Annotated in this window: 12 protein-coding genes; 5 read left to right on the top strand and 7 right to left on the bottom strand. The window is 46.7% G+C overall.

Features of this window, described 5'->3' with window-relative positions; all coding sequences use genetic code 11:
• Positions 1 to 45: 45 nt before the first annotated feature.
• Entirely contained in the window at positions 46 to 1,200 is a 1,155-nt protein-coding gene (locus tag FGU46_RS04720) for a PAS domain-containing protein (protein ID WP_286477561.1), read from the bottom strand.
• Entirely contained in the window at positions 1,149 to 2,606 is a 1,458-nt protein-coding gene (locus tag FGU46_RS04725; protein ID WP_286477572.1) for a chemotaxis protein CheB, read from the bottom strand. The genes FGU46_RS04720 and FGU46_RS04725 overlap by 52 nt, the downstream gene beginning before the upstream one ends.
• Before the next feature lie 401 nt (positions 2,607 to 3,007).
• Here FGU46_RS04725 and hisG point away from each other — a divergent pair, with 401 nt between their 5' ends.
• Both hisG and FGU46_RS04735 read left to right on the top strand, forming a co-directional pair.
• Complete coding sequence (gene hisG, locus FGU46_RS04730) at positions 3,008 to 3,868, top strand: ATP phosphoribosyltransferase (protein ID WP_286477576.1); 861 nt, start codon at positions 3,008 to 3,010, stop codon at positions 3,866 to 3,868.
• Positions 3,869 to 3,886: 18 nt separating this feature from the next.
• Entirely contained in the window at positions 3,887 to 4,654 is a 768-nt protein-coding gene (locus FGU46_RS04735; RefSeq protein ID WP_286477585.1) for a fumarylacetoacetate hydrolase family protein, read from the top strand.
• A gap of 454 nt (positions 4,655 to 5,108) precedes the next feature.
• Here the strand turns inward: FGU46_RS04735 and FGU46_RS04740 are convergent, their stop codons facing one another.
• Genes FGU46_RS04740 through FGU46_RS04755 form a run of 4 tightly spaced genes read right to left on the bottom strand, consistent with a single transcriptional unit; the run spans position 5,109 to position 9,388 of the window.
• The gene (locus FGU46_RS04740; RefSeq protein ID WP_286477587.1) at positions 5,109 to 5,342 is read right to left on the bottom strand and encodes a hypothetical protein; all 234 of its coding nucleotides are present in this window, start codon (positions 5,340 to 5,342) and stop codon (positions 5,109 to 5,111) included.
• 13 nt (positions 5,343 to 5,355) lie between these two features.
• Complete coding sequence (gene leuS, locus FGU46_RS04745; RefSeq protein WP_286478556.1) at positions 5,356 to 8,196, bottom strand: leucine--tRNA ligase; 2,841 nt, start codon at positions 8,194 to 8,196, stop codon at positions 5,356 to 5,358.
• A 58-nt stretch (positions 8,197 to 8,254) separates the two neighbouring features.
• A complete protein-coding gene (gene cutA, locus FGU46_RS04750; protein WP_286477596.1) occupies positions 8,255 to 8,569 on the bottom strand; it encodes a divalent-cation tolerance protein CutA in 315 nt (104 codons plus the stop codon).
• 9 nt (positions 8,570 to 8,578) lie between these two features.
• Positions 8,579 to 9,388 (bottom strand): NAD+ synthase, encoded by an 810-nt coding sequence (locus tag FGU46_RS04755; RefSeq protein ID WP_286477598.1) that lies wholly within the window; start codon positions 9,386 to 9,388, stop codon positions 8,579 to 8,581.
• 284 nt (positions 9,389 to 9,672) lie between these two features.
• Between FGU46_RS04755 and FGU46_RS04760 the strand changes: the two genes are divergently transcribed.
• Positions 9,673 to 10,656 carry a TRC40/GET3/ArsA family transport-energizing ATPase gene (locus FGU46_RS04760; RefSeq protein ID WP_286477600.1) on the top strand — a complete coding sequence of 328 codons (984 nt, stop codon included), beginning with the start codon at positions 9,673 to 9,675 and terminating at the stop codon, positions 10,654 to 10,656.
• Between the two features lie 85 nt (positions 10,657 to 10,741).
• Here the strand turns inward: FGU46_RS04760 and cbiE are convergent, their stop codons facing one another.
• Positions 10,742 to 11,365 (bottom strand): precorrin-6y C5,15-methyltransferase (decarboxylating) subunit CbiE, encoded by a 624-nt coding sequence (gene cbiE / locus FGU46_RS04765; protein WP_286477601.1) that lies wholly within the window; start codon positions 11,363 to 11,365, stop codon positions 10,742 to 10,744.
• Positions 11,366 to 11,477: 112 nt separating this feature from the next.
• Between cbiE and FGU46_RS04770 the strand changes: the two genes are divergently transcribed.
• Both FGU46_RS04770 and FGU46_RS04775 read left to right on the top strand, forming a co-directional pair.
• Positions 11,478 to 12,665 (top strand): redox-regulated ATPase YchF, encoded by a 1,188-nt coding sequence (locus tag FGU46_RS04770; RefSeq protein ID WP_286477611.1) that lies wholly within the window; start codon positions 11,478 to 11,480, stop codon positions 12,663 to 12,665.
• Positions 12,666 to 12,765: 100 nt separating this feature from the next.
• Positions 12,766 to 15,516, top strand: a complete 2,751-nt coding sequence (locus FGU46_RS04775; protein WP_286477614.1) for a cation-translocating P-type ATPase — start codon at positions 12,766 to 12,768, stop codon at positions 15,514 to 15,516.
• Positions 15,517 to 15,573 lie beyond the last annotated feature (57 nt).

Here is a 15,573-nt window from a genome sequence, read left to right on the forward strand (position 1 = left end):
CATCACCTGCAAAAACCTGCAAAATATATAAAATACTTAGTGAATTCAGCTTTTTGGAGCATCCATAGCATTTCTACTTTGCATTTTCCTTTCGTTGATATTATTAAATGTAATAACCGCTCCATCAATTACATTATTAGAGGTTTTATATGGCATAATTTTGGTTAACAACCAATTTCCATCCTGTGTTTCTATTTCAATTTCTTTAAAAATGGCTTTTTCTAGTACTTGATCAACGTCTTCCAGTAGTTTGTCATATTTTAAATTAGAGGCTATATCGCTTAGCGGACGTCCCACATCAGAATCTATCATTTTTATGAGTTTGGTGGCTTCTTTGGTAAAATTACGTATATTCAAATCCCGGTCCAAAAAGATAATAGCGATTTCTGTGCTATTGAAGAGATTATTCATGTCATCCTTGACCTTGGTTAACTCGTCAATCTTCATTTGCAGTTCATTGTTTACCGTGACCATCTCCTCGTTAATGGATTGCAGTTCTTCTTTGGAAGTTTCCAGTTCCTCATTAGTACTCTGTGCCTCCTCATTCATGGATTGCAGTTCTTCGTTGGCTGATCGAAGCTCTTCATTTGAGCTTTTCATTTCTTCAATGGTAACGTTCAATCTTTCCTTAGTTAATTTCAACTCATTCTCTAATTCCCGGATCTTTTTATCACCTTTAGATACAATATCAAGCTTTATCTCACCTTTTTTTGCATCTTGCCCCATTTGGATATCTTTAAAAGAAACAATAAATAATCCTTCTGTGCCTTTAAGTTTCAAAGGTTTAACACTGAGATTTACAAGAATGTGTGCTCCATTATTTTTTATTCTCAGATTTTCCAGTAAGATTTCCTTTTTGTTTGAAATCGAGCTTTCTATGGCGGAGTTTAATTCAAACTTAAGGCCCTCCCGAGCCATTTCAAAAATATTTAGAGTAGGTTTGCCCTGGGCCGGCTCTAAATATTTCCCTAAACGCCCATGTATGTATAGAATTTCCCCATAATCCGTGATTATGGCTGAAGGAGGCACATATAGTTTTAAAAGTTCTTTTTCCACTGAAACTGGAATGTTTACACCTATATAATCACCTTTTTGGGGTTTAAATCCATTTAAATTTATATCCATTGTTTGAGGGAGAGGGTTCGCTTCTACAAACCTGCGAACAAATTCGGTGTTTTTATGCACCTGAATATTTTCCACTTTTTGTCTAGCGCGTTGAAGGCGTCAACAAATCCTCCCACACTTTCTGAAGGTCCTAAAAATAAAAGACCATCTTTATTAATTGCATAGTTAAAATTAGAAATTGTTTTTTCTTGTGCATCACCATTGAGATAAATTAATAGGTTTCTACAGGATAATATATCTATTCTGGTGAAAGGGGGATCTTTAATGACGTCGTGGGGAGCGAAAACTACCATTTCCCGGATATGGTTTTTTATAATGTAGATGTTATCTTTTTTTACAAAAAATTTCTTCAATCGTTCTGGGTTAACATCTGCGGATATACTAGTGGAATATGTTCCAGAGCGTGCAGTTGTGATTGCATCTGTATCTATATCAGTACCGAAAATCTGCACATCGAGGTTTTTCCCTGACTCTTCTAACAACTCGTTAATTATTATGGCTATGGAGTAAACTTCCTCGCCACTGGAACAGCCCGGTACCCATACTCTAATATTGTCTCCATCTGATTTTTCAATGATCAAATCTCTTATGTTATTTTTAAGAGAATCAAATGCTTTATCATCACGAAAGAAGTTGGTCACATTGATCAAAAGTTCTTTAAACAATATGTCGATTTCAAGGGGGTTTTCCTGCAAATAACGGAGGTAGATAGGTATGTTTTCAATCTGATGAACGTTCATACGTCTGCCAATTCGCCTATAAACCGTGTTTTCTTTGTAATAAGAAAAATCGCGCCCGGTACGACTCCTAACCAGCATGAATATCTTCCGTAATGCCTGCTCAGATTCTTCCTTAGGAGTAAGAATTTTATTAATGGTTTTATGGGCTGATTTCACGTAAGAAATCATTTTTTCAGGCATTTCCTCAGGAGGCAAAATAAAATCGACCAATCCAGTTTGGATGGCATTATTAGGCATGCTATCTGAATCAGCAGTTTCGGGATCCTGGGCCATGATCATCCCTCCAGCAGCCTTTATAGCCTTTATACCTAAAGTCCCGTCACTTCCATACCCTGAAAAAATTATAGCAATAGAATTTTCTTTTTGATCATCAGCCAAATGATTTAAAAAGTAATTGATGGGTAACCGCAGCCCGTGAGGTTCGGATGGATCCATTAATTGAATAATTCCATTCATCATCCCCATGTCCTTGTTAGGAGGAATTATATATAGATGGTCAGGTTCCACTTTCATTCCGTCTTCGGCCTGAACCACCACCATCGTTGTATATCTGCCCATAAGGTCAGCCATGGTGCTTTCATGTGCCGGGTCCAAGTGTTGCACCAAGAAAAAAGCCATTCCAGGATTATCTGAAGGCATGGCAATAAAAAACTTTTTAAGAGCATCAAAACCACCAGCTGATGCCCCAATAGCAACAATAGGGAATTCACCATAATTTTTTCCCTTTAATTTTTTTTCCATAGACAACACCAGTTCTAAAAAAAAGTATAATTTAAGTTATTATATCGAAACAGAGTAATATAATTGCACTTGAAAAATATGCTCAGGGGATTAATCGATTTGTTAATGGTTAAAATTTTTCTATGTAATGCATTCCCATTGAAAATGATAATGTCCAAAATATAGATTTAAAAAATATAGCCATATAACAAATAAAAACGACAAATTCTATGTATACTCCCAATAATAATATAATTTCCCTCAGAAATGTTAAAAAAAGGAGTTAAAAGTGGGGATTTTGCCCCACAGGATATAAAGATGGGAACAAAAACATTAAATAGCTAACACTCAGACTTCGCCTTGATTTAAGGATTTAGAATGCTTGTTATACCGATTTATCACCTTTTAAAGGAGGATTATTCATGAAAATAAGGATTGCATTACCTTCCAAGGGCAGGATCAGCGACCCAGCCGTGAAACTTTTGGATAAGGCAGGTATTGGGCTTAAAGATGCTGCTAACCGTAAGCTGTTCTCAGATACCTATGATGATGACATAAGTGTCATGTTCACCCGGGCTGCGGATATTCCCGAATTCGTGGCGGATGGTGCGGCCGATATGGGGATGACTGGCCTGGATCTTATCCGGGAACATGACGCGGAGGTGGAGATCCTGGAGGACCTTAACTTTGGAAGGGCCCGTCTGGTTCTGGCCGCTCCGGAGGATTCCCCCATCAACGGTCCGGAAGACCTGGAAGATGAAGTGATAGTGGCCACCGAGTTCCCCCACCTAACCCAGAATTATCTATCCACCCGGGGCATCAACGCCCGTATCGTGGAACTGTCCGGATCCACCGAAATAGCCCCCTTCATCGGAGTGGCGGATCTTATAACTGATATCACCAGCACCGGAACCACCCTGCAGATGAACCATCTTAAAATCGTGGACAACATCCTGGAAAGTTCAATCAAACTCATAGCCAACCCCCAAAGTTACCAGGAGAAACGTGACAAAATGGAAGCGGTGCGGACCGGTATCCGGGCAGTTCTGGATGCGGAGGGTAAGAAACTGGTGATGATGAACGTGGAGGAACGGTTCCTGGAGGATGTGAAGAAGGCCATGCCCGGCCTCACCGGACCCACCGTGTCCCAGGTACTTTCCAATAAGGATGTGGTGGCAGTTCACGCGGTGGTGGATGAACAGGAAGTCTTCAAGGTGGTGAACCGGCTTAAAAAAGTTGGAGCCCGGGACATCCTGGTGGTACCCATTGAAAGGATAATATGAACTTAATCTGAGGGTTACATGAAGATTTTAAGATTTCAAAAGGATAACAATGAGGCAGTTGGAATTTTAAAAAACCGCATGGTTTATGAAGTTTCATCCGAATCCAGGATTGTCCCTCAAATTGGCTCCTGCCCGGAACTGGGGAACTCCCACTCCCTGGATGAGGTTAAAATCCTTCCCCCAGTATATCCTTCCAAGGTGGTCTGTGTGGGTTTGAACTACCGGGATCACGCCAAGGAGCTGGATATGGAGCTTCCCGATGAGCCTGTGCTGTTTTTAAAACCCCCCACCACGGTTATTGGTCATGACGAGGCCATAATCTACCCCCCCGAGTCCCGGCAGGTGGACTACGAGGCCGAACTAGCAGTGGTAGTGGGTCAGACTGCCCATAAAATTCTTCCCGAAGATGTTCCCGAATTTATTGCCGGTTACTCCGTGCTTAACGATGTTACCGCCCGGGATCTGCAGCAGAAGGATGGTCAGTGGACCCGGGCCAAGAGTTTCGACACTTTCTGTCCCTTAGGTCCCTGGATGGAGGCCGAAATGGACCCGGCTAATCAGAAGATTTCCATGCACGTTAACGGAGAGTTAAGACAGGATTCCAACACCAGGAACATGATTTTCCCAGTGGAGGAACTTTTCAGTTTCATATCCCACATCATGACCCTGAACCCCGGGGATGTCATAGCTACTGGCACCCCACCCGGAGTGGGCCAGCTGCAGGTGGGAGATGTGGCAGAGGCCACGGTGGAGGGTGTGGGAACCTTGAGTAACCCTGTTAAATAAAGCTAAAAACCTGACAATTATAAGTTATAAGTTATAACTTATTAGTGAATATAAAAAGCAATCAACTGTTGGTCTTCTATTATGGGCTTGAATGTCCATAATTTTTTTTAAAAATAGTTCAACCCGACCTAAATACTAAGAATCAGGCGTGCCAGGCTCTCATAACGAAATGAGAACTTTCCTTAAGATGCTGACCCTCAAAATCAGTTAATAACATACGATTAACACTCTTTTGTATCTGGAAGTTATTCTCCAGTAGAAAATCAACAGTTTATGTAGCGGCTGTTAACCTCCAGGAGAATTTCCCCTGGCACATGGGTTTCCCTAAAATTTTTCAAAGCCAACCCTAATACATCTTTTTGATATGGTGAAGGCCCGATAACTCCCCAAAGATGGAAAAAAACGCCGGTATAGGATGCCAGGACACCTAACGGCTCTTTCTTCTGGAGGGGGTTTATGATTTCACCCCCCACCGGACCCGGTATCCCTCGCTACCCAGGGTCTTACAGAAACAGTAGCCCCAGACTTTTTCACTATCCAAGATTACGTGACAACCCTGGGGGTCCAGTGCTCTTAAGCCTTGTAAATTGGTTAAGGATCGGGGCTGTTCCCGAACAAATGCCAGAAAATCCAGTTCCACAATCTGGTCAGATGTTCTTCCTCCATGGGCTTGATTTGCACCTAACAACCCCGAAATAATATCATTCCAGATAAATAGCAGGTTTGTAGGGTAGGGCATTACGGGCCTTGTTCTGGGGATCATAATCAGCATCCTGGTGTACCATTATTTCTGCTGCTGATTCCTGGCTCAGATAATCAAGGGAGTCGGTGATAAGTTGGTACTCATCTATCCAACCCACATAGTGGATCCGGGTCATCTCCCGGGCTATCTTCTGGGCAAATCCGGATAATTCCTTCTTATCATCATGCACATTTTCCTGGATGGCCTGACGCATGATGCTGCCAATATCGGGTTTACCTACTCTCTTGGCAATTTCGAAGACCTTCCACTTCCAATCCGACGCCAGATACATGTGTATCTTCTGGGGCTGGGATTTGGTGATCTTCTTTATCTCCCGGATGTCATCGGCCAGTCCCTGCACTATCTCTTCACCCTTCTGCACCTTTTCATCGATTAAATCCGAATCATACTCGGGCCAGGGAGCCTCTGATGCAAATCCGTCACCACCATGCCGTTCCCACAGTTCTTCCGAGGCATGGGGGGTGAAGGGGGATAGAAGTCGTATCCAGATTCCCAGCACATAGGCCAGTACCTCTGCAATCTCCTCTTTGGCTGCCGGATCAGACAGCAGGGAGTTAACCCGGTACAGGTAATGGTCGATATCCTTCTTGAAAAGGAAAAGTGATTCCTGGAGTGCCTTCCGGGTTTGGAATCCTTCCAGGGCCTGGGTGGCGTCCTTGATCCTCTGGTTGACCTGACTTATCATCCAGGAGTTGATGGCCCGACTAACCATAGGGGGCTTCACATGATCTTTTAGCTGGATCTGGGAGCCGTGTAACTGGTCCACCCGGTCAGCAAATTCCAGGAACCAGTCCAGACGTTTCTTGGTGCCTATTACCTCCTTCTCTCTCCAGTCAAAGTCCTGCCAGGGCTCGGCTGAGGACATTAAGAACAGGCGCACCACATCGGCCCCGTGGGTTTGGATGGCATCCTCCAGCAGTACGATGTTCCCCTTGGAGGAGGACATCTTATGACCCTCCAGCAGGCCCATTCCAAAGACTACCACTCCCTGTGGCCATTTATCACGGGGGAAGATGGCTGAATGGTGGAACAAGTGGAAGGAAAGGTGGTTGCCCACCAGGTCCTTGGCGGACAGTCTCCAGTCCAGCGGATACCAGTAGTTAAACTCATCCTTGCAATCGGCAAATTCAGGGTTGGATGGGAAATATTCTGCATCTAGGAACACTCCGTCGAAGAAGGCATCATCCAGTTTTTCGGGGTCCATCTGCTTCAGGTGGGTGGCGATGGCGTAGTAGGCCATGTAGATGGTGGAGTCGCTTAATGGTTCGATGAGCCACTGCTGGTCCCAGGGAAGACGGGTTCCCAGACCTATACGACGGGAGCAGGCCCAGTCATGGAGCCAGTTTATGAAGTAGTCAAAGTTTTGGCGTATCTCCTCCGGAACAGCGTTCATGTGATGGAGACAGTCCAGGGTGGACTTTTTCCACTCCGGGTCGGAGTACTTGAGGAACCACTGGTCTTCCAGGATCTTGACCACACATTTACCACCACAACGGCATATCACCGGCCTTTCGGCGAATTCATGCATCTTATCCCCTTTCCCAGAATCAAGAAGCAATGCTATGACTGCATCCCGGGCTTCAGGGACCTTCATTCCCGCGTAGTCGTTGATGTGTTCATCCATAATTCCCTTGGCGTGTTCCAGTTTGTACATCTCATTGGTGGCCTCCTGGAGCTTGGGATCCTTCTGGTTTTCCACCCCCATCTTGGCCACCATTTCCACGGCCGGGTGTTCACCGAATCCAGCCAGCCTGATAAGGCCTATGGGCTTGATTTTTTCCACTTTTTCCCGGATTTGGTGCTTATTTAGGGTTTCATGGTCTTTTTTAAGGTCCACCAGGGCTATGTAATCAGCTGGAGCATGGGCTGGTACGGAATAAACCACTCCGGTGGCATATTCCGGGTCCACAAAGTAGGCCGGGAGAATTATGAGTTCCTCTTTAGTGAGGGGGTTCTGCACGTACTGGCCGATCATCCTTCCTGCATCAACTTCTGCCACAATTTCAACCTCTTTCTGGTTTACCAGGTTGTCAAAGGATTTTTTACTGATTATCCACTCCTCATCCTGGTATTTCACTTTAATGTACTCTTCTTCCGGATTCAGCCAGATATTGGTGGCTCCAAAGAGGGTTTCCGGACGGAAAGTAGCGGCCACCAGATAAGAATCGCCGAAGTGGAATTTCACCAGGGTTAACTCGTTTATGCCCACTCCCTCCCCTTCCAGGAGGTCATGGTCCCCTACCGGGTTCTGGCATTCGGGACAGTACTTCACCGGGTGAGCTCCGATACGGACCAGTCCCTTTTCTTTCAGTTTCCGGAACTGCCAGCTGATGAACTTCTGGTAGTGGGGATCCAGGGTTTTGAACTCCCTCCTCCAGTCGATGGAATAGCCCAGCCGGGTCATCACATCCCGGTACTCGCTGCTGAAGTACTCCACAATGTAATGGGGATCAGTGAAACGGTTCAGTTCTTCATCAGGCACTTTGTGCACATTTTTATAGATATTCAGGGTCCAGGGATCCTGTCTTTCTATCCGCTTGGCAATTCCTATTACCGGTGCACCAGTTACGTGCCAGGCCATGGGGAAAAGAACGTTATATCCCTGCATCCGCTTGAATCTGGCGTAAACATCGGGTACGGTGTAGGTTCGTCCGTGACCCACGTGCATGGCCCCGCTGGGGTAGGGATAGGCCACGGTTAAAAATAGTTTCTCCCGGTCATCCGGATTAGAGTGAAATAATTTTGCTTCTTGCCACTTTCTCTGCCACTTAGTTTCCATATCGGTAGCTGTCAATCAATCACCGCCATAAAATTAATAAAATAACTTATTATCTAGATTAACCCTGCAATGAATCCTCTAACCATTTCAGATAATCTTCCGAACCATTCTGGATGGATATTTCTAGTATGCAGGGCAGTTCATAACTATGTAGATCCTTAACTCGCTTTATTAGGGTATCCAGTTTATCAGAACGGGTTTTCAGAATGAGTATGGACTCGGTATCTTCCTCAATTTCACCCTCCCACCAGTAAAATGATTTCATGGAGGGTATGATATTGGCACAGGCCACGGTTCTCTCTTCCAGGAGGGTTTTAGCTATTTGTTTTGATTCTTCCTCTCCGGAGGTGGTTATGTAAATCATTGCATACATGTCTCATCCTCATCTTTCTATTTCGGCAATGGGGGGAGTTTGTAGTTTGTGTTGTGCCTGTTGCATCATGATCCGAACCTTAATCACTTCTCTGGTACTGATACCCAGTTTACCGGCTACTTCATCTTCATCCAGTTTTTCATCGACCATAAGGTACAGTATCTTATCCAGGAGTCCGTAGCTGATCCCCAAATCCTCTTCGTCGGTTTGTCCCGGCCACAACCCGGCAGTGGGTTTTTTTTCCAGAATGGAAGCAGGTATACCCAGATCTATGGCCAGATGGCGTACATCGGTTTTGTACAGGTTCCCCAGGGGTAATATGTCTGCCCCTCCATCCCCATATTTGGTGAAGTATCCCACCAACAGTTCAGTGCGGTTGCCTGTGCCCACCACCAACCGGTTCAGGGCATTGGCATGGTAGTAGAGGATCATCATCCGCATCCGGGCCTTGAGATTGGCCTGGGCCAGGTGTATGTGTTCCTCATTCAGGCCACCTTTACAGATATTCTCCACCGGTACCAGGAGAGGATCCAGATCCAGGACTTTATATTTTATTCCCAGCTCTTGGGCCAGTTCCACCGCATCCTCCACATCACCCCTGGGGGTGCTGCTGCTGGGCATGACTAGAGCCAGTATCTTTTCCGGATTCACCACACTGGCCGAAATCATGGCCGCGGTGGATGAGTCCAAACCTCCGCTGAGGCCCATGACCAGGCCCTGTGCATTGGATTCGATTAGAGAATACTCGATGAAATTGGATATGTTTCTCAGGGTCTTATCAGCATCTATTTCCGGTATTATCAGTTTATCATTTGCCATGGGATCACCAGCGAATAGAATTTATTTATTGTTGATTTTTTATCCTTAATATCCATCTGAAGTGGATATAACTCCCTTAAAGCCCATTGTAGATTTGGGAAGTGATGGATGTCAGGGTCTTAAGCAAGGTTTTATTATATGTCATTATCCTAATATGGATGTTGCACAATTTTTATTTGTCCACAACAATTCACATAGGATAGTCTAGAGTATGGGAGTTACTTAGCTAAAAAATTAGGCTGATTCTGAAGATTATTCTAACTAAAATAAATGGAGGAAGATTAATGGCATTTAAAGACTTGTTCCGATTTAACAAAGGAAAAACCACATTCGTATTCATCGGAGGTAAAGGCGGGGTGGGTAAAACCACCGTATCAGCAGCAACCGCTTTGTGGTTGGCTGACGAAGGTAAAAAAACCCTTGTAATCTCGACTGATCCAGCCCATTCCCTTTCAGACTCTTTTGAGAAAAATATAGGGCACGACCCCACCCCTATCGCTGAAAATCTTTTCGCGGCAGAGATAGACCCCGAAGTGGCCATGAAAGATTATCAGGCCAAGATGAAGGAACAACAAGCCCTGAACCCAGGCATGGATATGGGTATGCTGGAGGATCAGATGGATATGGCCAGCATGGCCCCTGGTATTGATGAGACCGCGGCTTTCGACAAGTTTCTGCAGTACATGACAACCGACGAGTACGACATCGTCATCTTCGACACCGCCCCCACCGGCCACACCCTGCGTTTGTTATCCTTCCCGGAGATGATGGACAGTTGGGTGGGAAAGATGATCAAAATCCGCCGCCAGGTAGGAAGTATGGCCAAGGCCTTCAAAAACATCATGCCCTTCATGGGAGATGAAGAAGAGGAAGACCGGGCCTTAGAGGATATGGAAGAAAGTAAAAAACAGATCAGGGCTGCTAGGGGAGTTCTATCCGATCCCAACCGTACCTCATTCAAGATGGTGGTTATTCCTGAGGAAATGTCCATCTACGAATCCGAAAGGGCCATGGAAGCCCTTAAAAAGAACAATATGTTCGCGGATGGAGTGATTGTCAACCAAATACAGCCTGAAGAGGCGGATTGTGAGTTCTGCCGGGCCCGGCGTAAAATCCAGGAAAAACGTCTGGAGACCATCAAACAAAAATTTGGTGAACAGGTAATAGCCCAGATCCCCCTCTTCGAGGAAGAAGTGAAGGGTATCGACCGCCTACGAGGTGTGGCCCAGATACTTTACCAGGATGAAGAACCCGTGCCCTCCCAATAGGAGGGGGCACATCTCTACTTTTTTTAAAAATAAATATATAATTCAATCTCTTAAAGGACCCAATTCAATTTCTTAAGGACCGCCACTAATAAATCACCATCACGCACAGGTAACTGAATTCGGTGCGGGCTGCTTGTTCCAGGGTGCCCTGGAAGATCTTCTCATCGGGGTAGCTTAACCTCTCACCCACCGCCACCTGGCGCTCTGGATAAACCCCCTTATCCATCAGAAATTGGGCTAATTCATGGGCCCGGAAGTCGGGTAGTACAATGGTTGTCCTTCCATTATCGATGACCTCCAGGAGGGGTTCCGAATTTCCCTTCCCATGGAGGGTGAGTAGGTTGGCCTCATCCCATGGTATCAATAACCGGGCCGCGCAGAGCTGTAGGGAGCTGATACCGGGCACCACCTCCACTTCAACTTCAGCCGCCAGTCTCTTGATGGGTTTTAGCACTCCGGAGAATCCGGGGTCGCCAGTGGATAACACCACCACCGTGTTTCCCTCCCGGGCTAGTTCCACCGTTTTGGCCATCATTTCATCCATGTTCCTGGCCCGGAGCTCCAGGATGGGTCCCTGGTAGTCGGGAAATAGTTGCAATGCCCTTCTACTACCCACCAGTACGTCGGCCAGTTCCACGGTTTTAAAGGCCAGGGCAGTAATATAATCTGCTGATCCCGGTCCGGTTCCCACTAAATAAATTTTGGACATGTAATTACTCCCTTAATTATATCAATCACCATTTTCTAACTTATTTTATATGACCTATCCCTATTAAATAAGATTTAATAATTCAAAAATTATAGTTAGTCTAAGTGATATCATGCTACAGATTGCAGTTACTGGAAAGCCCAATGTGGGCAAATCATCATTCTTCAATGCTGCCACTCTCTCTGAAGCGGAGGTGGCTGCTTATCCCTTCACCACTATTGACGCCCATAAGGCCGTGGCCCACGTGACGGCCGCCTGCCCCTGTAAGGAGTTAAAAATGGAATGCACCCCCCACAACTCCAAATGTGTGGACGGAGTACGCCTGATACCGGTGGAACTGGTTGATGTGGCAGGATTAGTGCCAGGAGCACATGAAGGCCGGGGATTGGGAAACAAGTTCCTGGATGATCTGCGCCAGGCCCGGGCCTTTTTACACATCATAGATGCCTCGGGCTCCACCGATGAGGAAGGCCGTCCCTGTGAAGCCGGAAGTCACGATCCCCTGGAGGATGTGGATTTTCTACAGTATGAGATCACTATGTGGCTTTACGGTATTCTGAAGAAGAACTGGGACCGGCTTCTAAGAAAATCCCTGTCAGAAAGACTGGATTTTGCCAAGGTAATGGCTGAACAGCTCAGCGGTACGGGTATACTCCTGGAAGACGTGCTGGAGGCTAAACGAAATATTGATAAAGATTACCACCATTGGAACAAGGAGGACATCATCCAATTTCTGGATGCACTTCTCCGCATCGCTAAACCCATGCTGATTGTGGCCAATAAGGCGGATATACACCCTGCCGAGGAGAATATACGTCGCCTGGAGGAGAAGTATGGTGAAGTGGTTCCTGCCTCAGCGGCGGCGGAGCTGGCCCTGACCCGGGCGGCAGAAGCAGGGATAATAAGTTACCGGTCCGGGGATTCTGACTTTGAGATCCTGAAAAAGGGTGAACTGACCCCTGAACAGGAAAATGGGCTCCTTTACATCCGGGAACATGTTCTGAAAAGGTATGGATCAACCGGAGTCCAAGAAGCACTTAACCGGACCATTTATGGCCTTCTGGGCATGATGGTAGCTTACCCGGTGGAAGATGAACATAAAATGAGCGACCAAAAAGGAAACATCCTACCCGATGCACTTTTAATACCCAAAGGCTCTAAACCACGGGATATGGCATTTTTAATCCATACTGATATTGGTGAGGGTTTTATGCATGCCGTGGACGCCCGGAGTTGCCGTAGGGTGGCCTCAGATTATGAAATAAAACATGGGGATATTATTAGTATAATCTGCCGTTAGATCCCCCGGATTCCAAGTTGATCCTGAAATAATTGATGTTATTGGAAATAGCTATTGGAAATAATTTCCGACCATAGGGAGGTAGGTTTCAAGTGTAACTATGCCGATCTACAAACTTGCTCCCGAAGAAGTTTTTCGGGAAATGAATACTTCCAAGAATGGTTTAACCGAAAAAGAAGCCCAGAAAAGATTGGAAGAATACGGGCCAAACCAGATCGAGGAAGTTAAACAAAAACCTATAATATACAAATTTTTAGCCAACCTATATCAGTTACTGGCAATTTTACTGTGGGCAGCCAGCTTTTTAGCTTTTTTAAGTGGAACTCCCCAGTTGGGGGCGGCCATAATCGCCGTCATTATTATAAACGCTGTTTTCAGTTTCTGGCAGGAATACCAGGCTGAAAAGGCCATTGAAGCCCTGAAGAAGATTCTGCCCTCCCGGGCTAAGGTGTTGCGTCAGGGGAAGAGCAGAGAAATTTTAACGGCAGAGCTGGTTCCGGGGGATGTGCTTCTTTTAGGAGAGGGTGACAACATCTCCGCCGACGCCCGGCTGGTAGAAGTCTTCCAGATGAAGGTGGATAGCTCCACCCTGACCGGTGAATCCCGGCCAGTGCGAAAGGTGGAACATGAAATTAAGGACCTGGGTCGACCCTTCGTGGAGATATCCAACCTGGTTTTCGCGGGTACCAGTGTGGCCTCCGGGTCCGGCAAGGCGGTGGTATTCGCCACCGGGACTGAAACCGAATTTAACCAGATTGCAGCCCTCACCCAAGAGTTGAAGGAGGAGCCCAGCCCGCTCCAGAAGGAACTGAACCGTCTGACTAGGATTATCGCCTTCATCGCCATTTTACTGGGCCTGAGCCTCTTTGCAATAAATGTGTGGCTGGTGCAGCTATCCCTAACCGTGGCCTTCATCTTCGCCATCGGCCTCACCGTGGCCAATGTCCCCGAGGGTCTGCTACCCACTGTAACTCTATCCCTGGCTGCTTCTGTACAGAAAATGGCCCAGAAGAATGCTCTTATCAAACGTCTGGCCAGTGTGGAGACCCTGGGATCCACCACCATCATCTGCACCGACAAAACCGGCACCCTTACCACCAATGCCATGACCGTGCGTCAGGTCTGGATACCCTACGAACTGGTGGAAGTCACCGGGTCTGGCTATGAGCCACAGGGCAGCTTTTTGCAGGAGGGAAAAGAAGTAAACTCCCATGAAATTCGGGAGATAAAGTTATTGATGAGGGCTGCGTCATTCTGTAACGATGCCAAGTTGATTGCTCCCCAGGGTAGTGGTGAGAAGTGGCGGGTGCTGGGAGATCCCACCGAAGCTGCTCTTTTGGTGTCGGCTGAAAAGATTGGGTTTGACTGGGAAGAGGAGATGAAAACCATACCCCGTATCGTGGAGTTACCCTTCGATTCAGAGCGCAAATCCATGACTAGCATCCACCAAAAGCCAGATAAACGTGTAGCATATGTTAAAGGAGCCCCTAAAAAGATTATAAGTCTTTCCAGTTTCATATCAGTAGATGGTAAACCCCAACCACTCTCAGAAGAAGAAAAAGAAGATATCGTAAAGGTTCACGATGAACTGGCCTCGCAGGGACTGCGAATACTGGCCATGGCCTACCGTAACCTTCCCCCTGATCTGGCTGGCTACACACCTGAGCTGGTAGAAACTGATCTGACCCTGGTGGGGATGGTGGCCATGCAAGATCCGCCCCGACCAGAGGTTCGTGATGCGGTTAAGGACTGTCAACAGGCCGGTATACGCATTATCATGATCACCGGAGATTATGGCCTGACTGCCCAAGCCATTGCCCGGGAAGTGGGCATAATAAAGGGCGAGGGCTGTAGAATAATCAAAGGTAAAGATTTAAACCAGATGACTGATGAGGAAGTCCTGGAAGTTTTAACGTCCGGAGAAAACGTCATCTTCGCCCGGGCCATTCCTGAGCACAAGATGCGCATAGCCAGCCTCCTGGAAGAGGAGGATGAAATCGTGGCCATGACCGGCGACGGGGTTAATGACGCCCCTGCTCTGAGGAAGGCAGATATTGGGGTGGCCATGGGGATAACTGGTACCGATGTGGCTAAGGAGGCATCAGATATGGTTCTGACGGATGATAACTTTGCCACCATCGTCACCGCCATAACCGAGGGGCGCACCATCTACGAGAACATACGCAAGTTCATAACCTACATATTCGCCCACGAAACGGCTGAAATCATCCCATTCGTGCTTATGGTCCTCTTTGGGGTGCCACTGCCAATCACCGTCATGCAGATACTGGCCATCGATCTGGGTACTGATACCGTGCCAGCCCTGGCCTTGGGGGTGGGCCCTTCGGAGTCGGATGTGATGCAAAGACCACCAAGATCCCGGAAAGAGCGTCTGCTTAACCGGGGCGTGGTACTGCGCGGTTACGTATTCCTGGGACTAATCGAAGCATTTCTGGTCATGTCCGGGTACTTCTGGGTCCTGTTCAGTGGAGGGTGGCAGTGGGGACAGCAATTATCCTTCATGGATCCCCTGTACCTGAAAGCCACCACCATGGTATTTGCTGGCATAGTAATGGCCCAGATGGGGAACCTGTTAGGATGCCAGACCAGTAGAACCTCTGTTTTCAGCCTGGGTGTATTTAGAAATAAGTGGATAATCAGGGGGATTCTTTTTGCCATGGCGGTGCTCCTGGCCATTATATACCTTCCACCCTTCCAGAGCATATTTGGAACCACACCCCTGGGAGTCTGGGAGTGGCTTTACATCCTCAGTTTCGTCCCCATCATGTTCCTGGCTGAAGAACTGCGCAAATATGTGGTGCGGCGGAGAGATAAAGATCAAACACCTTAAATGATTGTAGACCAAAACCCACTATAATAAATCATATAAAATAGTTTTTCCAAACAG

This window comes from Methanobacterium sp. CWC-01, assembly GCF_030323845.1.
GTDB lineage: Archaea > Methanobacteriota > Methanobacteria > Methanobacteriales > Methanobacteriaceae > Methanobacterium > Methanobacterium aridiramus.